This is a genomic window from Paenibacillus sp. 8b26, from assembly GCF_050626875.1.
In the GTDB taxonomy this organism is placed as follows: domain Bacteria; phylum Bacillota; class Bacilli; order Paenibacillales; family Paenibacillaceae; genus Paenibacillus.
In genome coordinates this window covers 4,115,011-4,134,065 of sequence record NZ_CP192445.1, presented here as the reverse complement: position 1 = coordinate 4,134,065, position 19,055 = coordinate 4,115,011, and the positions used below count along the sequence as shown (strand labels likewise).

At 40.4% G+C, this 19,055-nt stretch carries 17 protein-coding genes and 2 pseudogenes; 7 read left to right on the top strand and 12 right to left on the bottom strand.

The window, feature by feature from the left end:
- The first annotated feature begins 485 nt into the window (after nucleotides 1-485).
- Nucleotides 486-1,199 (top strand): beta-glucanase, encoded by a 714-nt coding sequence (gene bglS / locus ACQ4MX_RS19125; RefSeq protein WP_149095261.1) that lies wholly within the window; start codon nucleotides 486-488, stop codon nucleotides 1,197-1,199.
- A 704-nt stretch (nucleotides 1,200-1,903) separates the two neighbouring features.
- Here bglS and ACQ4MX_RS19120 read toward each other — a convergent pair.
- The gene (locus ACQ4MX_RS19120; protein WP_431086672.1) at nucleotides 1,904-3,121 is read right to left on the bottom strand and encodes an ISL3 family transposase; all 1,218 of its coding nucleotides are present in this window, start codon (nucleotides 3,119-3,121) and stop codon (nucleotides 1,904-1,906) included.
- A gap of 1,063 nt (nucleotides 3,122-4,184) precedes the next feature.
- Between ACQ4MX_RS19120 and ACQ4MX_RS19115 the strand changes: the two genes are divergently transcribed.
- A complete protein-coding gene (locus tag ACQ4MX_RS19115; RefSeq protein WP_431091366.1) occupies nucleotides 4,185-4,325 on the top strand; it encodes a spore germination protein in 141 nt (46 codons plus the stop codon).
- Between the two features lie 314 nt (nucleotides 4,326-4,639).
- Here ACQ4MX_RS19115 and nfsA read toward each other — a convergent pair whose 3' ends face one another.
- Nucleotides 4,640-5,389 carry an oxygen-insensitive NADPH nitroreductase gene (gene nfsA / locus ACQ4MX_RS19110; RefSeq protein WP_431086670.1) on the bottom strand — a complete coding sequence of 250 codons (750 nt, stop codon included), beginning with the start codon at nucleotides 5,387-5,389 and terminating at the stop codon, nucleotides 4,640-4,642.
- Nucleotides 5,390-5,531: 142 nt separating this feature from the next.
- Here nfsA and ACQ4MX_RS19105 point away from each other — a divergent pair, with 142 nt between their 5' ends.
- A complete protein-coding gene (locus ACQ4MX_RS19105; protein WP_431086668.1) occupies nucleotides 5,532-5,876 on the top strand; it encodes a winged helix-turn-helix transcriptional regulator in 345 nt (114 codons plus the stop codon).
- Between the two features lie 560 nt (nucleotides 5,877-6,436).
- Here the strand turns inward: ACQ4MX_RS19105 and ACQ4MX_RS19100 are convergent.
- From ACQ4MX_RS19100 to ACQ4MX_RS19090, 3 genes are all read right to left on the bottom strand, one after another.
- Nucleotides 6,437-7,642: an NADH-dependent flavin oxidoreductase gene (locus ACQ4MX_RS19100; protein ID WP_431086666.1), complete on the bottom strand. Its 1,206-nt coding sequence runs from the start codon at nucleotides 7,640-7,642 to the stop codon at nucleotides 6,437-6,439.
- 282 nt (nucleotides 7,643-7,924) lie between these two features.
- Nucleotides 7,925-8,521, bottom strand: coding sequence for a TetR/AcrR family transcriptional regulator (locus tag ACQ4MX_RS19095; protein WP_431086665.1), 597 nt, complete (start codon nucleotides 8,519-8,521; stop codon nucleotides 7,925-7,927).
- A 415-nt stretch (nucleotides 8,522-8,936) separates the two neighbouring features.
- On the bottom strand, nucleotides 8,937-9,677 hold the full coding sequence (locus ACQ4MX_RS19090) for an SDR family NAD(P)-dependent oxidoreductase (protein ID WP_431086662.1): 741 nt from the start codon (nucleotides 9,675-9,677) through the stop codon (nucleotides 8,937-8,939).
- A gap of 171 nt (nucleotides 9,678-9,848) precedes the next feature.
- Here ACQ4MX_RS19090 and ACQ4MX_RS19085 point away from each other — a divergent pair, with 171 nt between their 5' ends.
- The gene (locus ACQ4MX_RS19085; protein WP_431086660.1) at nucleotides 9,849-10,280 is read left to right on the top strand and encodes a MarR family winged helix-turn-helix transcriptional regulator; all 432 of its coding nucleotides are present in this window, start codon (nucleotides 9,849-9,851) and stop codon (nucleotides 10,278-10,280) included.
- 613 nt (nucleotides 10,281-10,893) lie between these two features.
- Nucleotides 10,894-11,637, top strand: coding sequence for an SDR family oxidoreductase (locus ACQ4MX_RS19080; RefSeq protein WP_431086659.1), 744 nt, complete (start codon nucleotides 10,894-10,896; stop codon nucleotides 11,635-11,637).
- A 64-nt stretch (nucleotides 11,638-11,701) separates the two neighbouring features.
- Here the strand turns inward: ACQ4MX_RS19080 and ACQ4MX_RS19075 are convergent, their stop codons facing one another.
- The 5 genes from ACQ4MX_RS19075 to ACQ4MX_RS19055 all read right to left on the bottom strand — a co-directional run bounded on the left by ACQ4MX_RS19075 (nucleotide 11,702) and on the right by ACQ4MX_RS19055 (nucleotide 15,622).
- On the bottom strand, nucleotides 11,702-11,824 hold the full coding sequence (locus tag ACQ4MX_RS19075; RefSeq protein ID WP_431086658.1) for an IS3 family transposase: 123 nt from the start codon (nucleotides 11,822-11,824) through the stop codon (nucleotides 11,702-11,704).
- A gap of 788 nt (nucleotides 11,825-12,612) precedes the next feature.
- Nucleotides 12,613-13,029 (bottom strand): SRPBCC family protein, encoded by a 417-nt coding sequence (locus tag ACQ4MX_RS19070; protein ID WP_431086656.1) that lies wholly within the window; start codon nucleotides 13,027-13,029, stop codon nucleotides 12,613-12,615.
- Between the two features lie 583 nt (nucleotides 13,030-13,612).
- On the bottom strand, nucleotides 13,613-13,984 hold the full coding sequence (locus ACQ4MX_RS19065) for a nuclear transport factor 2 family protein (RefSeq protein WP_272639237.1): 372 nt from the start codon (nucleotides 13,982-13,984) through the stop codon (nucleotides 13,613-13,615).
- 39 nt (nucleotides 13,985-14,023) lie between these two features.
- Nucleotides 14,024-15,052 (bottom strand): NADH:flavin oxidoreductase/NADH oxidase, encoded by a 1,029-nt coding sequence (locus tag ACQ4MX_RS19060; protein WP_431086653.1) that lies wholly within the window; start codon nucleotides 15,050-15,052, stop codon nucleotides 14,024-14,026.
- A 147-nt stretch (nucleotides 15,053-15,199) separates the two neighbouring features.
- Nucleotides 15,200-15,622 carry a MarR family winged helix-turn-helix transcriptional regulator gene (locus tag ACQ4MX_RS19055; RefSeq protein ID WP_431086651.1) on the bottom strand — a complete coding sequence of 141 codons (423 nt, stop codon included), beginning with the start codon at nucleotides 15,620-15,622 and terminating at the stop codon, nucleotides 15,200-15,202.
- A gap of 94 nt (nucleotides 15,623-15,716) precedes the next feature.
- On the opposite strand from ACQ4MX_RS19055, the pseudogene ACQ4MX_RS19050 reads away from it, so the two are divergent.
- Nucleotides 15,717-16,023: pseudogene (locus ACQ4MX_RS19050) on the top strand (transposase); the annotation flags it as partial.
- Between the two features lie 116 nt (nucleotides 16,024-16,139).
- Here the strand turns inward: ACQ4MX_RS19050 and ACQ4MX_RS19045 are convergent.
- A complete protein-coding gene (locus ACQ4MX_RS19045) occupies nucleotides 16,140-17,180 on the bottom strand; it encodes an NAD(P)-dependent alcohol dehydrogenase (RefSeq protein WP_431086649.1) in 1,041 nt (346 codons plus the stop codon).
- Between the two features lie 490 nt (nucleotides 17,181-17,670).
- Here ACQ4MX_RS19045 and ACQ4MX_RS19040 point away from each other — a divergent pair, with 490 nt between their 5' ends.
- Nucleotides 17,671-18,054, top strand: coding sequence for a MerR family transcriptional regulator (locus tag ACQ4MX_RS19040; protein WP_431086648.1), 384 nt, complete (start codon nucleotides 17,671-17,673; stop codon nucleotides 18,052-18,054).
- A 110-nt stretch (nucleotides 18,055-18,164) separates the two neighbouring features.
- Here ACQ4MX_RS19040 and ACQ4MX_RS19035 read toward each other — a convergent pair.
- Nucleotides 18,165-18,832 (bottom strand): annotated as a pseudogene (locus tag ACQ4MX_RS19035) (IS3 family transposase).
- Between the last annotated feature and the right edge of the window lie 223 nt (nucleotides 18,833-19,055).

Below are 19,055 nucleotides of genomic sequence, written 5' to 3'. Positions count from 1 at the left end.
TTTAATCATCCTTCTTTGATTCAACTTCCATAGCATGATGATGAAGCGCGGCGGAATCATGGTGCTGCTCTGTGCATGCATACATGATGAATAGCGCAGCGCCAGCGTAGCGGCTCATGATGTGTGCATGCCATCTTGGATTTGGCCCACAGCTCTTTCGCTCCGTGGGCTGCGTGAAACGAACGACAGGAACATAGAGCGCTTTGGCCGGGGTGCTCTCGCCCGGCGTAGGCGCTCTAGTTATCGGCGTGAGTAGCGGCCCAGCGGTGCATTTTTAAACCACAACTTGATAAAATTTAGGTTTTTTTTAAATTATGTTTCTAGCGTTAAGTTTGTTATAGTGTACGCCTCAATATCAAGCTACAATGAAGATACCAAATATGGAAGCGTTTTATATTTGTCCGGTAAGCCGGTCAATACTTGAAATAATGTATCATTGTCAGACGTTTCTTTCATGTTTGGTCAATCTCTTATGGAGGTGTAAAATGAAGAAGAAATCTTGGTTCACTTTAATGGTCACGGGCATTGTCTCTCTGTTTTTTTCGGTAAGCGTTTATGCGGGGAATGTTTTTTGGGAACCACTTAATGGTTTCAATTCGGGTGCATGGCAAAAGGCGGATGGATATTCCAATGGGAACATGTTTAATTGCACTTGGCGTGCCAATAATGTCAATTTTACTAACGATGGCAAAATGAAGCTTGGCTTAACGAGTTCTGCGTACAATAAATTTGACTGCGGAGAGTATCGATCGACGAACACTTACAGATACGGCTTATACGAGGTCAGCATGAAGCCTGCTAAAAATACAGGGATCGTATCTTCCTTTTTTACGTATACGGGACCTACTGATGGCACGCAATGGGATGAAATAGATATTGAATTTTTAGGCAAAGACACGACAAAAGTGCAATTCAACTATTATACAAACGGGGTCGGTGGTCACGAGAAGATTGTTGATCTGGGCTTTGATGCATCAAGAGGCTTCCACACCTATGCTTTCGATTGGCAGCCAGGGTACATTAAGTGGTATGTTGACGGGGTTCTAAAGCATACAGCAACTACGAACATACCGAGCACCCCAGGCAAGATTATGATGAATTTATGGAATGGCACTGGTGTTGACGACTGGCTAGGTCCGTATAACGGAGCGAATCCGCTATACGCCGAATACGATTGGGTAAAATACACGAGCAATTAGCCCGTAGTACAAAAGCAGCCCTGTAGTGGCTGCTTTTTTTGATGATGCATTGATTCAGCCATTTCCGGCCATGAAGAAAATCGCTGGAAGTCTATTCAAAGCTGGCGATCACCGATGCGCAGCTTGAATATAATCAGGTATTTAATAAATCCCCCGTTTAACCCATATGTTTGCGGGTGGTGTCAGCGACGCTGGTACTACCCCGTATAATCCAGAACAATTGATGTTCTACTTTTATTTTTCTCATGATATGCATATCGGGTAGCACCTATTTTGTACATCAAATGAAAATATTCTTTGCTCATAGGTATGCTGGTTTTTTAACTGTTCGGAGTCTGCATAGAGCGATCCAGATTGAGGAATTGTTGAAGCACATCGTTACGCGCCATAGCGGTAAATACTCGATTCAAGTACAATTGCGTTTCGCTTACCCATTTTCAAATATTATAAAAGAATATCCCTAACTTTAATAAAAACCCGATGAAACTTGCACATTGGGTTTTTATTTACAAATAATCACTTAATTGATTTAAACATAATATTTTACTATTTTTTATAAATAGCATAACTTTAATACATTCGTACAACAAAAAGGCTCTTCGCTCTATTGGATGGGTAAGGCCGTATAGAAATAGGTTCATAGTCAAGCTTGTTTCAGTAGATTCTTAAAGAAATGGTATAAAGGGAACGGGGTAAAGATGGGTTTAGGGCCTGTGTGCTGCAAGTGCTGGAAGCCGATGTTTATTCGCGGTCATGTAGACCATAGCTATTAGATTATGGACGTTTCTGTACCCACGTGCTTTTCGTTTGGCTGCTTGCACTAATCGATTTATGCCTTCAAGCAGACCATTGGTCATCCGGCTGTGAAACCAACGCAGAATGCCTTCTTCATGTTGTTTCACGGTCTTCGCCAGATCCATCATCGCTCCCAACTGTGAGCGCCTAGCCCAGCCTAACCACTCCCGTAAATAGACGTCAGTAAAGACGTGGGGGGTGGTCCATAGTTCCTGCATGGCTAATTTTAAGCGGTAGGCTCTGACTGTTTTTAGGTTTTTGTCCTTCAGGCTTTCCAAGGTATCTCGCTGCTCTGCCTTCAAGTTCGTTTTGTTCTTTAACCATAGATATTTGGTTCGCTTGAGCCCAGGTTCTTCTTTCTGCTCGGCTTTACGCACCTCATCCACGGCTTCATTCACCATCTTCATGACGTGGAACTTATCAAAGGTAATTTCGGCTGTGGGGAACTGCTCTTCAATACCTCGAATAAAGGCGGGAGACATATCGCAGCAGATTTCCTGTATTTGTGCTGATTCTACCCCTTTTTGTAGTAAATACTGGTTGAAACGCGCTAAGGTATCTTTGCCTTTTCCTTCGGTTGCAAAAAGTACCGTTTTGGTGTCCACATCCACAAACAAGGTAATGTAGCGGTGACCCCGACGCGAGGACGTTTCGTCGATGGCGATCCGCCGAACTAAGCTGACGTCCAGTTCGTTCATGGCTCGATTGACGTAGTGATGAAAAATTCGCCACATGCGTGTGTCATGCTCTCGTAATTCACGCGCTGCTGCGTTGACGGGCATTTCAGCCATTAAACGCATGGCCCAGGTCTCAAAATCCAAGGTGAAATGCGACAACGGCCGGGACCACTTCACGGGAATCAACGTGATTTTATTACATTGTTTGCAGTCTGTTCGGGGAACCCGGGCATGTAAATAGGTTTTCCATTTCCAAATATCGAGATGGCGCCACTGTTTTTTCTCTGCATCGTAGGCCTTGCAAGGTGCTCCACAATGCGGACAGGCAAACAGGGCCCCTCGTTCAAAATCAATAAATAAGTGCCAAGCTTCTTCTTGCGGGTCATACTCAATATCAGCTAATTTCCAGGGTTCTTCAAGGTCTAACATGAACTTGAACACATCATTCATTAGATTATCCTTTTTGCTTAATGGGGTCCACATGTTCCATCCCGTCCTCTTCCTATTATTACTAGACAGTATGGACACTTTCTCTATTAAACAGACACTCTAACATTCACTTTAGCGAAGAAGCAGAAATTATATATATCTTTATAATTAATCTTAATCTCCTCCTTTTTATTTTATAATCAGTATACTCATATAGAAAACGAAATAGACATATGATTTCAATTTAATATTTCTCAGAAATTAATCAACAATATGAAAAACTGATGGGTATCATTTCGCCCCAATTTAACAATTACAATCTAAAAAACAGGCCTGTTAATTTTCTGAGTATCTCCGTAAGTTAAACACAAGTTTCGCCTGGATACCGAAGATGCATTCTCCAAATAGCAGGATGAGATTTGAATGAGTATAGCATTTTTCTGGAAACCGGTAGCCATTTCACCTGCTACACATAAAGTAAAAATAGCCCCGAAATAGAGAACTTTTCATCGGGGCTATTTAGGTTAGATATTAAATTGTCCTATAGGTAAAAATGTGTATATCAAAACTTTATTGTAACCGAGTAAAGGTAATTTCCCTTTATATAATGTTTGTCTTACTTCTTGTTATAAAAATAAACTGTCCTTTTTCACCATAAAATTAGATAAATTAGCTCAATCATTAACAGATAATTTTGAAGTTACTGTTCCTCTAAGCAAGAATGTCCTGTTGCTCGGAAGATTCGAAGAAAAATTGCCAACTCAGCACCTTTCACGTGAAGCTATCGCAATCATGAACAGCTATACCGCTAACGACTCTCGGAAATATGTATGTTCGAGTGACAGGGATTTTATTTGGTATACAAGAAACAATTGTGTTGGAGCAACAGATGATTTAATCAAAACAATACTTGAGAACAGGGACAACTAAGACGATGAAGAAGTCCTAGCCGCACTGTAATGTGGGATGCGCTGACTTGTCTTCGACTGAGAAAGACAAAAGAAGACAAACAGACTGACCCGAAGGAAATCTGGCGACGGGGAGTTAGCAAAACTGCTACGTTTAGAGGTACCGCCATGTACGTATCAGAAATCTGTCGTATCCAACGTCAGTTACTGGCCTTTTTATTGCCCTGATTGCTCCATCCTTCTTTTTTGCTATCTCTACCTTCCACCAAGAGATGTTGCCTACCAACCAGCTCATCTGCCTAGCCGTCCATCGTTAAGGAGTTCCTTTTACTGCGGAAGATTGCCTATGAAATTTTGAGGGAAGCCGGCACCTGGATTCAAAAAAGATTGGACAGACGGTTTTCATCACCAGAACACTAGTGATCAGGCAAGCTGCTGTAGAAACAGGAATTGTATACTAATGGCGGCAGCCTTTTGGACTCTACGGTATTCTGGTGGGCGAGCTTAGATTGTCGCTCATGCCATTCTCGGAATACAGGGCCAGACTGAAAATCCGTGGATATTACCTACAGTTTATTAAAGGAGATCATATCCAGTCTCAGTAGTCTGAAGTTTGCATTATCGTCTTTTATTAATGCTTTGCCCATCCTTTTTGTGTGACGAAATCCTTCATGAACGTTCGAGGGTGAGCAAGCAGACTATTAATCGAATGCTCTGTCCAAGTGATCTGACGTTTGTTAGTAGTTCGTTGTCCAAAATAAGATTCCATCGTTTGGTCATATTGTGCAAGCTGTGCAAACAATTTATCTTTATCCATATCGTAGTGGTTTTTATGGTATATCGTCTCGAAGGGAAGTCTCGGCTTCTTCTCGTTTATTTCTTCCGGATAGCCAACAGCAAGTCCGAACACTGGAAGAACGTAATCAGGTAAACCAAGGGAAGCAGACACACCTATGACACCATCCCTCACGCCTCCGACATAGCAAACACCCAATCCCATTGATTCGGCTGCGATGGTCATGTTCTGAGCTGCGAGCGAAGCATCAATCGCTCCAAGCATAAGTGCATCTATTCCCTCAATGGTTTGAGAAATATCAGTACCCAGGTTAGTAGCGATCTCCTTGTGTCGGTATAAATCTGCACAGAACACAAAGAAGTGACCGCTTTTAACGATAAATTCCTGACCTCCTGAGCATGCCCTTATTTCTTCTCTCACCGATTCATCACTGACACCTATAATGGAATAGCTTTGTTGGAAGCTCGCAGAGGAAGCTGCTTGTGCAGCAGAAACAAGCTCCTTGATTTGTTGCTCTGTAAGAGGTTGATCAGTGAACGACCGGATAGACCTATGATTAAGAATAGTTTGTATGGCTCCAGACATAATAGGTTCCTCCGTATTTAGTAATTTTATTTGCTTGTTGAAGCAAAACTTATATTATATTATTAGGGACATTTTTAAAAGTAGTTATTTTTTTATAACATAGTCACAAAAATAGAACCATGAAGAATGAGAGGTATTTATTATGGAGAAAAAATGGTTTAATGGGCCTCCAGAGGACCAAACAGAGATTTGTCCTGTCTTAAATGCTCAACATATAATTGCTGGGAAATGGAAAGTTGTGATTTTATGGTATCTAAGCATAAATACAAGAAGATTTAATGAACTTCAAAGGTTGCTACCAGGTGTTTCGAAAGGAATACTTACACGTCAGTTGAGGGAGCTGGAAGAGCAACAAATGATACACAGAGAGGTATATAAGGAGGTTCCTCCCAAAGTTGAATATTCGCTAACATCTTTAGGGCAAAGTTTTATTCCGATACTACATTACATGGGCATGTGGGGCAAAGAATATATAAAAAATAAATAAAGAATAAATACGTCATCAGGATAAACGTACTTTTTCTATAATGTACAATGAGATATTATTTGGTAGCGTCAAGAATTATGTGTAAATTATTGGTTATATTCATGGTGAGAGAATCGTTCCTAGGATGGGCGACAACAATTAATACTTTCATGTTATCTTATTTCTCCTTTCAACATTTCAACTGTCAAGCCTTTATTTCAATTGTACCTTTTCGAACATCGAAGTTATTAATTTTAAAAGTTTAGCATACCGCCCATCCGGAGAACATACCAACGTTTAATTGTTTAATCCAGAACAAAACGGTGTTACGATGCAGTTTAGATAGTGAGCTGCATTTTAAAAAAAGGCTATCCCACCAGCCTTTGGGCTAAGCCCCGCTTGATCAGCTCCATGCTGATTCAACTCTAAAGCGGTATTCCTTACTTAAGGTCTGAAGGACAAAACTAGTTAAGAATGCAACCTATGGAACAATAAAAAAATCAAGACTTTTTTTATCAAAGTCTTGACCCCTCTATATGACAAGTTACATTATTAATGAAATCATTGTATTCTTCGTGTCATTAATTAAATATTCTTTGATCGGAAGCCATAACATAATGATCAGGAAGTTTAAGTGTATCCAGAGCATCAAGTGTTTCTTGGGGTAGAGTCCCACTACTTTCCAGTATCCATCGAACCGTTTTCACACCATAAGGGATTTTTAATTCCTCCATCCTGCCTGTAATGTTTAATGTAATTTCATCTACGCGATCAGTACGGATTTTTTCTGCGAAGTCAGGTTCTGCAATCGCTGCAGCAGCCATAGCAACTAAATCTCCATATTCAAGAGCATCAAGAGCCGCCTCTGCTGAGCCGATCCCACCAACAACAATGAGCGGACAGCGTTTGTTAATAACCGATTTGATCACTTGGTTTATCGATTGATTTTCATAAGCCCCCATTGCAGCTGTACTCTTATAGGAATCTACTCCCCACAGCGAAGAATGGATATAATCTACACCTCTTGAAACTAACTGTTCAATCAGATATAGAGAATCATCGAGTGTATAACCAATATCTGAACCATGAATTTCTTCAGGTGAAATACGGTAGCCCAAAATAAACGGTTCTGCGGACTCTTCTTGCGCAACTCGTTTGACTTCGTCAAAGATAGCAAGGGCAAAGGCAGAACGCTTTTCAAGACTCCCTCCCCATTTGTCCGTGCGTTTATTGGAAGTCGTAGAAAAGAACTGTTGAATTAAGTAATGGTTAGCACCATGTATTTCCAGGCCATCAAAACCAGCTTTGATTGCTCTACGAGTTGCATCTCCGAAGAATCCGATCACGTCTTGGATTTTTCGTTCGCTCATTCCTGTAACTTCGTATTCCAAAAACGGGAATTTAATTGTACTTGGCCCATAGGCTACTCCATAATCTCTCTGCGTAACCGATGCTTCACGACCCGTATGGTACACTTGCATTATGGCTTTTGCCCCTTCAGACTTCATGGCTTGCGCCATTTCAGTCATGCCTGGAAGATGTTTGTCGTCGAAAATTCCATATTGATAGTCAAGCCATTGGGCCATGATATCATTGTAACATGCAGCCGTTATCAATAATTGCCCTGTTTTAGCTCTACGCTTGAAGTATGCAATATCGGCATCGGTAACTGTTCCATCGGCATTGGATGAATTGATAACCATCGGTGCCATGACAAAGCGACCCGAAACTTCAATGCCATTCGGGAACGACATCGGACGAAATAACGATTCAAATCTGGAGTTCATTGAATTACCCTCTTTCATGTGATTAATTTCACAAAATAAATAAAAAAAATAACCTTTCTTATCCACTGAATATAATGAACGCGTTCATCGAACATGTTCATTATACTCCAACAAAACATTTTGTTCAAGGGGAAATTTTACTCCATTAAACAATAATGAACTGCTCACGTTTTTCTTAGAGATAAATATTTGGTCACCAAAAAAAGCAGAATCCATTCCAGATCTGCTTTCCTTAGGTACATTACCACTATTCAATTCTGTGCTTCAAACTCTCGAAATTGATCATAACCCTTTGATGAAAATGGACAACAAGTGCTGAACATACTGAGGTAGATCATAATTTCCTTCATGAACACACCAATCCATAATGGCACCTTTGAATATGACACACAGGTCCTTAGTGGTTTCTTCACAAGATCTTTCGCCCAAATGGATGAGCTGCTGCTCAACTGCCTCTTGAACGTATTCCAACGTGATCTCCATGACTCGGTTATAGATACGATCTGTATTGAGAGAGGAATTCGTACTTGAGAAAAATAAGCGGCAAAAGTCCAATCCAAACTCGGTAGTGTACCCGGCATACCAAACGTAAAAGGAAGTAATTTTCTCAATCGGATTCTGGAACCCCGTGTACATTTTAGCGTGCTGCTCAAAATCCTCTCCAGCCATTTCATAATAGAACGATAAAAGCTGTTCTTTACTATCAAAATAATTATAGAAACTACCCGTGGAGGTTCCGGCGATTTTGCAAACTTCCCTAATTGTAAAATTATCATAACCTTTATTTTTCATCAGTTCTAGCGTAGCTTGAAAAAGCTTTTTTTTCGTGTTTAACGCTTTCAGTTCTCTGGTAGTAAGCTTCCTTGCTTGACTCTCCATAATACCCCCCCCTTCTAACCTGTATACTCTATCTTCAGTATTCTATATCCAATAGTATAGCAAAATCAGTATGTATCAAACCATATACATGTATTCGTCTTATCTCCCCCGATTGAAAGAGCCGTTAATCTCAACATCGTATGCGCTCTCTGGCGAATATTGAATCGCTTGTTTTGGATGATAGGGACATTCATAAAACGGTTATAAGTATGTCCAATGTACAGTATTTTGTCCCCAAAAAAGCCTTGCTTTACACGCCAATTGACATAGTGAATCGCATGCTGCTTTTATAAAGAGCACGGATAATTATAGCTCAGGCCCGGTAGCTTGAAGTATAGCTTACCGGGCCTTACCAATTGAAACTAATAATGTGTAATAAATAGGGTACGATTGATAACTGGATATAAAAGGGTTATCACATTTCGCCTCCACCGCTCACAGGCAGGTAACTTCCTGTGAGATAAGCACTATCATCACTAGCATAAAAAGCAATAGCTTTTGCAATATCCTCAGGATACCCAATTCGGCCAAGAGGGAGAGAGGCCGTTAGCTGGTGTTTAAACCCTTCAGGCATAGAGGTAGTCGCATCTGTCTCTACCAATCCCGGGGAGACAACATTTGCTGTAATTCCCTGGCTGCCCAGCTCTTGGGCAATATATTTAACAAAACTATTTAGTGCTCCTTTTGATGTTCCGTGTGCTATAAAATTAGGTCCTGGGTGATTACTCAGACCGCTTGATATATAAATCAACTTTCCATAATTCTGTTTCTTCATATAAGGCAGTACCACCTTTGTAGAGACGAAAGCAGCCTGAAGTTCATCATTAGGTTTTTGAATAAACTCATCGAATGTCATATCTTCAAAAGATTTCTGAACAAAGCTCATACCCGCATTATGAACGAGGATATCTACGGTACCATAATTTTTAATGGTTTCTTCCACGAGCGTACTCATTTGTTCCATACTTCTAGCATCTGCTTGTATTGCGAATGCTTCTCCGCCATTTTCCCGGATCGATGCCACTACTTTATTAGCTTCTGTTGAATTTCTTGCATAATTCACAACTACTTTTGCTCCACGTTCAGCCAATATTTTTGCCGTAGCAGCACCGATCCCTCGACTTGCTCCTGTTACAATTGCTACTTTTCCTTGCATGTTGTTCTCTCTCCTTTATTAGTCAATATATTGACTACTTTAAGCAATTTAGCAGTATTAGTCAACATATTGATTAATTATCTGGAATTAAAATATAATGAGTTAGCCAACAGGTACGATCAATATATACGAGAAGTGCTTTAGTGACTTTGACTGAGATGGAGGTTCAATATGGAAGATGTAAAAACAGATATCACTTTAGATTTTTTAAGGATATCAAATCTTTTGAGCAAAGATGGAGCAAAGATGGTTGCAGATGTTGGACTTAATAGCATACAACAATGGGTTATTCTTAGTGCAGTCGCCAAAAAGGGGGATATCTCTATTGGTGAACTAAAAGAAGAAACACTCGTAACGAAACAAAATATGACAGGGATGATCAATCGTATGCAACAATCTAATCTGGTTGCTCTATTCCAAGACCCACAAGATAGAAGGCGAACCCTTGTGAAATTAACGGATGAAGGACACCGCGTTTATGAGCAATTGAATACTTCACGAATTAATTTTAATAACCAAACTTATCATATTTACAATGACCATGAAATTACTGTGTTAGGAGATTTACTTCATCGGATGGTTGAGCATTTAAAAGAGTACTGATCTATTTTTTGGTTCACCTGAATAAAAAGTTTATGTTTTGAACTAGCGCTTGTCTTCAATTCAAGGAACTCATATTCATAATAGAAGCTAACGTCAAAAAAGCCTTGAACGTACACATCAATTTACCATAGCAAGTCCGCCAGACGATCATAGTGTTTTAAAAAAGGAAATCCACTCCTTGTGAGATCCCAATCATAATCCTCTCGAAGAACATGGCGATTCTTCTTACTTGGGATGACTGGAATCGCCTGTTTTAAAAAAAAAGATCCCGGTTGGAATTACCCTATAATTTATACTCTTCATTACGTGTGGGTAAGCATATTTATATTCCGAAATAACACTATCTTTTTCATTTTGCATACTTACTTCAATTATCTTATTTCCCTTTAAGCAATTTCAAAGAATGTCTCGGGATACTTTATTTATTACATCATCGATTTTTAAATCGGCAGAACCTTTCATCGTACGGCAAAAACGGCTACTTTTATCATTTTTTTTGCCAATAGGGTATTGCATTTACCTTATAGTAAACAAATTGACAAAATGAAAAAACAATGCTAAATTAAATGCATGATTCATGCATTTAATTTGATAATGAAGAGGTGTACCAGATATGTCTTATATCACAGATAAGGTAATAATCGTTACAGGAGCTTCAAGCGGAATTGGCAAGGCAACCGCCATTCACCTAGCGAAGAATGGCGCATCAGTCGTGCTGGCATCAATTGATGGAGATGGACTAAAGATTGTAGCAGAACGTATTCAAAATGAAGGTGGCATAGCCATTTATAAAAAAACAGATGTCACGGTTAAGGAAGAAGTTCATGCTCTAATGGATGTCACACTGAATAAATTCGGGCGAGTGGATACACTGATCAATTGTGCCGGTATGATGCTATTCTCTATGTGGGATAATGCAAAAGTTGATGAGTGGGAAAAAATGATCGACTTGAATCTAAAAGGTACACTATACGGTATTGCTGCAGTTCTGCCGCACATGAAGAAACAAGGGAAAGGCCAGATCATCAATGTTGGCTCCATTGCTGGACACGCTGTTGGCGAAGGCCATGGCGTATACAGCTCCACAAAATACGCAGTAAAAGCTATCACAGAAAGCTTGCGTAAAGAAATGTCCGTCAAATACGGTATCCAAGCATCCATGGTATCTCCTGGTGTCATTGCGACAAACTGGCAAGATAGTGTAACGGATGAAGACGTGAAAGGCGTTCTGGACAATCTGAAGGAAGTAGCCATCGACGTAGAACATGTTGCGAGAACCATCGCATTCGTTGTCGACCAGCCTTCTGATGTGCTGATTAATGATGTTATTGTTTCACCGACACGCCAAGAATGGTAATGCAAAAAAAGAACTAACTGAAAATGAATTTGCCCTTGTCAAGTAGACAGTTACAAGAAAGACCCTAAGCAGCCTTAGTTCGGTTCCCGACCGGACTAAGGTTATTTAATTTTTTCTGGAATCTGTGGTGGTTATAAAAGTGTATGTAGCGCTGGACTTTCCCACGAGTTGCTTCTGGCTGGTGCAACGCAGGAGCCAGAAGAATTGCTCTTGAAAATGGCTAAAGAAACTTTCCATACAGCGTTTTAGTGACCAACTCCATTTCGTTACATACTAAACTGAATGCCATGACGCGAAGTAACTGGTGATACGACCTCGACGTATACTGAAAGCCGCGGCCACTGTGTCAGGAGGATTCCGCGCCTCATTCGTTTTTTGAACTGCTTTCTTCATCGTATCGAGCACAAGACAAAGGTTCTTACGAGCACCGATTGTAGTCAACCACTTCGTTCGCTGTACAGATCATAGATCGTAGAGAGGTAAAAGAAACTTTCCCCCAAAAGTAAATAGGTGATGTCCGTCCCCCATTTCTCCAATTGAACGCGTTGTTGAAATTCGCGGTTCAGGACGTTGTCTGAGGTAACACAAACTTTCTTCGTACAGGATTTGTGTCGACAATCCTGGTTGCCAGATGATTCACCATCACCCACACACAACCAAATGTGTGGTGACTAACATTCTCTCTTATTGAGTTCCTAATACTACAAATTATAAATAAGAAAATCCTGGAATGATTCAATCCAGGATCTTAAACTATTGTTCATATAATTCATCTGTTTTCTGCTTTGATTGCTTGATGATGAGGCAGAGATAAGAAATCTTTTTTTACTTGCTCCACGCTTTAACTAGCTACTGGTTCCCAATAACGTCATTTATCATGACAATAAGGACAATCTTCGCGTCCAATCCTTTATAATCTAAGTCAATGGATTCCGTGTATAATTTTTTTTATTGGCCTAGTACGGTTCAAGGTTCTTAATTCGCAAATGCTTGTCCCAATGCTTTTAATCCATTTTCGTACATTTCAAGGAATAAATTCTCAGCTTCTTCGTCACTGATACCTACAGGTGTGAAGCTGCCAGACCACTCAACCAATGATGATTCGCCGATAGCATTCTCGTGTACTTGGATGGTAGCTTGATAATCGGTGACTGGGAATGATGACTTCAATATCGAATACGTGTAGAAACGTTCCTTGTCATTAAATACTTCGAGGCGCTCTACAATCGTCACCCCATCAACATCAGTCAGATGACGTATGCGTCCACCTTCGCTTAGCTCACTACTAGATATAGAAGGTAACCAACCAGGAAGTGAATGAAACCCCCCGATCAATTGCCATACTTGATCAGCTGAGACAGGAATTTTTATTGTTGTTGAAGCATGTGCCATAAGAAGTACTCCTTTCAATTTTATTTAGTGTGTACTTTTACGTTTGTAGGCAAATAACAGATAGATTAGCTAGTGAAACGCGTAAGGAAACTATCTTGATGATCGATCTAATGATGGTTTACTCTTTTTTACAAACCAAAACTTTATCTATATATACAACACTTTCGTTCATGTGGAAGGTCATCTTGTTTGTACAAACTAGATGACCTTCTATCTGAGTTATGGTCAAATTGGATTATCTCATTACCACTCTTGGCGTGTCGGTGAAACAATAACATCATTAATCAGCACATCAGAAGGCTGGTCGACAACGAATGCGATGGTTCTCGCACATGCTCTACGTCGATGGCTACTTCCTTCAGGTTGTCCAGAACGCCTTTCACGTCTTCATCCGTTACACTATCTTGCCAGTTTGTCGCAATGACACCAGATTCAATACTATCTACAATTTTCTGAAGCTTGTTATCGCTGCTGCTTCTCCAATACCACTTGATGCACCTATCAAAACTACAACTTTATTTTCAATGTAAGACATAGTGAGAAATCTTCTTTATTTTATCGTTATCCTTACTGAGGAACTGTATTAACCATGTAAGTGGAATAGTTTACCGATCACTTTCCATTCTCCGTCTACCTTTAGTAGCTGATGATAGTCCGTATAGGACTCTCCATATGCATCATTTTCCAGACTGATACGTGCCGAAGCGATGGTGCCCTCTACATCCAGCACATCGATTCTCGATTTCATATTCGGTGCGGCACCTGCTTCGTCCACGAAATCCCACAAGTTTTGAATGGAACCTCCTAGGAAACCATTTGAATTATAACCGTACATCGTCGCATCTTTATGGAATGCTGGTTGCATAATTTCTTTCTTGCCAGCAATCAACCCATCCACATACTTACTAATCACTTCAACAATTGCTTCATAATCCTCGATTGGTGTTTTACTCATTTTCACTATTCCTCCTTATAAGTAGTAATTCCTTTTTACTTAGCGACGGAAACCATCTTCATATTGTTTTGGAACATCAGCCTCTTTACGCAATTGCTTAGATGCTTCCAAAGCCCAGTAAGGGTTTCGAAGCATGCCGCGACCTACCGCGATTAAGTCTGCTTCCTCATTTCCGATGATGCCATTTGCCAAAACTGCATCATCCAGTCTTCCTACAGCGATAACCGGCACATCCAATGCTTCTTTAATCTTTCTAGCTAATGGTGCTTGATAGGCAGCATGTGTACCCGGTCTACCCCAAGCGGCGATTTGCCCTTCTCCGCCGGAAGAGATATCGAACATGTCTACACCTGCATCTTGATATTCTTTAGCGAACTTGATGCTCCCGTCGATGTCATAACCGCCCTCTACATATTCTTTTGCAGAGATACGCATCAACAATGGCATACCCGTGGGAATCTCTTCTTTTGCTACTTGAATGATCTCCCGGCCGAATTTCGTCAAATCTTTTCCATACTCATCATCACGTTTGTTTGTAAGCGGAGAATGGAATTGGTGAATCAAGTAACCGTGCGCACCATGAATTTCGATTGTATCGAAACCAGCTTTTACTGCTCGTCTTACAGCAAGACGGAATTTTTCAACCATACCCTTTACTTCTTTCGTTGTCAGCGCGCGGGGGGTTTTGGAATTCTCATCGAATGGAATCGCAGATGGCGCAACTGGGACTTCTGCATCCTGTGCTTTACGTCCTGCATGAGCGATTTGGATACCTACTTTTGCGCCTTGTGCATGAATCGCGTCAACGATTTTCTTTAGTGCTGGAATCTGGTCATCCGACCACAAACCTAAGTCGTAATCCGAAATTCTTCCATCCGGCTCTACGTCTGTCATTTCAATCATGATAAAGCCTGCACCACCAACAGCACGGCTTACATAGTGGAGATAATGCCAGTCTGTTGCGATACCGTCTTTCTTATCGACAGAGTACATGCACATCGGAGACATCACAATCCGATTCTTCAGCTCCAACCCCTTAATTTTAAAAGTACTAAATAGATCTCGCATGTGAACATCCTTTCTCTTTAATAACATTCATGAGCATGCATCTATTTATTGAATGCATAACACATGCATATAATTTAACTCTAAACCTCACAAAAGTCAAATCAAAGAGCCCAAAGAAAATATAAGCTCTTTGAAAGACCATGCTGCTTAGAGTTCGTTTATTAATTTTTTCACTATTGCATCAAGATTATGCGCTTTTAAATGTTTTTGTAAAATCTCATGGAAAGCATGAAGACTTTTTCGAAGTTTATTCTCTCCCAGTTCTGTTAGCCTGGTATAGCTACCCCTCCGATCATCTGAACAAGTATGCTTCTCAAGAGCACCACAGCTTTTCGCCTCCATATTTCCCACCAGTCTAGAGAGTGCACTTTGGCTTAATCCTATTCTTTCCTGTAACTGTTGTAACCTAAGTTTTTTTTCGGGTGCCTTAGAAAGATAATAAAGGACGTAGAACTCTTTAATCGATAAACTAAATTGAGCCTGTAATATACTTTCCAATTCCTTCTTGATGTTATTTTGTATGATGTCCATAGATAACCACTGATCCATGAACTCATTTGTATTATTCATAATATAACTTCCCACCCGTCCTTCATGTAATTAATTATTTTTTTAGTATAAGGCAACCTGACTCTTTACTCAAATAACTTAAATGTCTGCTGTAAAGTGTAAAACCTGCCCTTTACGCGAAGGATGCTACAAGCCAGATGCCCGAAGTAAGATGTACTCGATTCGAATCTTGGCAGAACATTTCAAGAAGCAGATCGAGTTTGAACTCAGGATACGTTTAAGGAGCGGATCAAGCGCAGACCGATCATTGAACATAAAAAAAAATGCAGAGATGAAGAGATTCCATGGTATGGGAGCAGCCAAACACCGGGGCCTTTTCGGCATGCGAACTCACGGCATTCGTTGTAAATGTAAAACAAATGGTGAAGCTAATAGAGCAAAAACAGCCCATCCTCGCTTGAGGATGAACTGCTTTTTCATTTTTCGGCATCTGTTTTCCAGTTCGGAGTCCTGATTTAAACAAAAGTAAGGCTTTTGCAGGGCTCTCCATAGAGGCGACTCTTTTTACTTTACTGAATTATATCGTTGATGCGTCAATGACAAAACGATAACGCACGTCACTCCGGAGAACACGATCATACGCTTCTTCCACTTGGTGAGCATGGACGATCTCGATTTTGGGAACAATGCCGTTTTCTGCGGAGAAATCAAGCATTTCCTGAGTTTCACGGATACCTCCAACGAGTGAACCGGCAATACTGCGGCGTCCCATCAGCAAGGAGAACACATTGTACTGATCAGGTTTACCTGGAGCTCCTACATTCACAAGTGTTCCATCGACTTTAAGCAAGGATAAGTAAGCATCTACATCCAAATTGGCCGATACCGTATTTAGAATCAGATCAAATTGACTAGCTAGTGTCGTGAACGTAGCAGTATCCTGGGTTGCAAAGTAGTGATCTGCTCCCAATTCAAAAGCTTCGTCTTTCTTATCATTGGAACGACTCAGCACGGTAACCTCAGCACCCAGGGCATGTGCATATTGAATGGCCAGGTGACCCAGGCCGCCTACACCCACGATAGCAACTCTTTTACCCGGTCCGGCATTCCAGTGTTTCAAGGGGGAGTATGTCGTGATACCTGCACACAACAGTGGGCTTGCGATATCCATACCCAGTACATCCGGAATACGTACAACAAATCCTTCCGTTACAACAATCTTTTGGCTGTATCCACCGTATGTCGGTGTGCCATCATAATCTCTCGAGTTATAGGTTTGTACAACACCTTTCGTACAGTACTGTTCCTCTCCCTTCAAACAGTATTCACACTCTCCGCATGAATTGACGAAGCAGCCCACACCGACACGATCACCCACCGTGAACTTGGTGACTTCCTCACCTACGGCTTCCACATGACCTACGATTTCATGACCAGGTACCATCGGAAAGATTCCCCCGCCCCATTCACCATGTGCGCTATGAATATCGGAATGGCAGATCCCGCTGAACTTAATGTCGATCAAGATGTCATACGGTCGTAATTCTCGGGTTTCCATCGTTATTTTTTCAAATGGAGCTTTGGCATAGGGTACACTTAACATGCGAGTTTGAGTCATTTTTCTTCTCCTTTTTTATGCAATCATCATAATGTGATTCAAGTTTTTAATTGCTGGGGCATGTTTTTTTTCAAAAATGTCACCATTTTCGACCTATTAAGGTTTCCTTCGATCTTCCAATATCGGATCATGAAGACCAACTTTCTAATTTCTGATTACCGCTTTCAGATCAGAATCTCCATCAATACTCCTGTCCAGATCAAATACAAAATTCGGTCTGAGTCGCGAGCTTTGAGTAGCAATATCATCAATTTCCCTGACCTAAGAAGTTCCGTGCTTTCTGACTGAAGCTTTCGTTGTGTCCTTTTGTTAACCTCCATGTATCGAAATTTGTTTACACGAGTATCATATCGTTTAAAGTGTACTTTAGGTCAAATCTTTTTTTATTCCACTAAAAAGTGCTATACTCAACAATTCCGTTGAACTATTTTTATTTTATAATTAAAGCAGGTTAAATAATTGAGAAAATTGAAATGAGGTTGAAGCTGATATGAAAGAAATTAAAGATGTTGTAAGCGAAACGGGAGTCACCGCCTCTGCACTCCGATTTTATGAAAGTATGGGATTACTACCTTATGTGAAACGAACCCAAAGTGGGATAAGACTTTATGATGATGAAGATATCAAGTGGGTTGATTTTGTTACCGCGCTTCGTCGAACCAGCATGTCGATTTCGCAAATTCAAGAATACGTTAGGCTATATAAAGAAGGGGATCACACAATATCTAAACGAAAAATGATGATGATCGAGCATAAAAAAGCTATTGAAGAAAAAATGGAAGAAATTTATCGGAATCTAGATAAAATCAATTATAAATTAGCTCTATACGATGTGATGGAAGCACAAATGAACAATGATAAAATAAAAATATGAGAACGGGCTAGTAATGTATAGCATTAAAGTGTACTTTAATGCTATACATTACATTTTCATTTTCTATAGCTAAGGACGAGTAAATGAAAATATGGATTGTCAACACTAAACTAGACAGCTTTTTTGTGATGTCTCTGTTTGAATTCAGCCGGACTCAAGTAATGCAGAGATCCATGAATCCGGATATGTTTAAACCAGTGCACGTAGTCATGTAACTCTGTAGTTAGCTCAGCTATAGGCTTTCAAAATGACGTTTCTTCACAAACTCCGTTTTGAAAATTTTAAAAGTGACTTCCGAAACAGCATTGTCATAGGGGCATCCTTTCATGCTCAAGGAACGCTCAATCTGACAATTCCTCAATCCTAGAGGAAAGCTCATCATCCTCCGATGTAGCTCCGACCTTGCTCTCTTCATAATAATAGGTGCTTCTAGGGAGTTTCAGGACGTCGCACATGGCTGATACCGAGTATTTGTGTTTATTCTGGTGAATTACATTTACTTTCGTCCCATGATCGGTGCGGCTTGCTTTAAAATGTCGTTTTCCATTTTAAGTCGCTGATTCTCTTTTCGCAGTGTAATGAGTTCGTTCTCTTCAGGAGGACGATTATCCTTCTCTGCGAATGAGCCTGAGGTTTGAGCTTGTTTAATCCAACGATCTAAGGCAGATGCACTTAATTCGTATTCCTCCACAATATCTGCTCTTGATTTTCCATTCTCATATAGTTGAACCATTTGTCTCTTGAACTCGTCTGTAAATGTACGTCTTTTTCCTGGCATAGTAGATCCGCTCCTTGTTGTGTTGTAACTATTCCACTAGCCATTAATTTGGGCTTGTTCTAACTTGTTGTTAATGCCCGTTTGTAAGTCTATAAGGGTTAACCAATGATCGAGAAGTTCATTGGTTGATGGTGTAGACATTAAGTTCACCTACTGTAGTTATACATAATTAGGTTGTTACAGTATCCATAGTGAATCAGTGAAGAATAACATACCGGAGTAT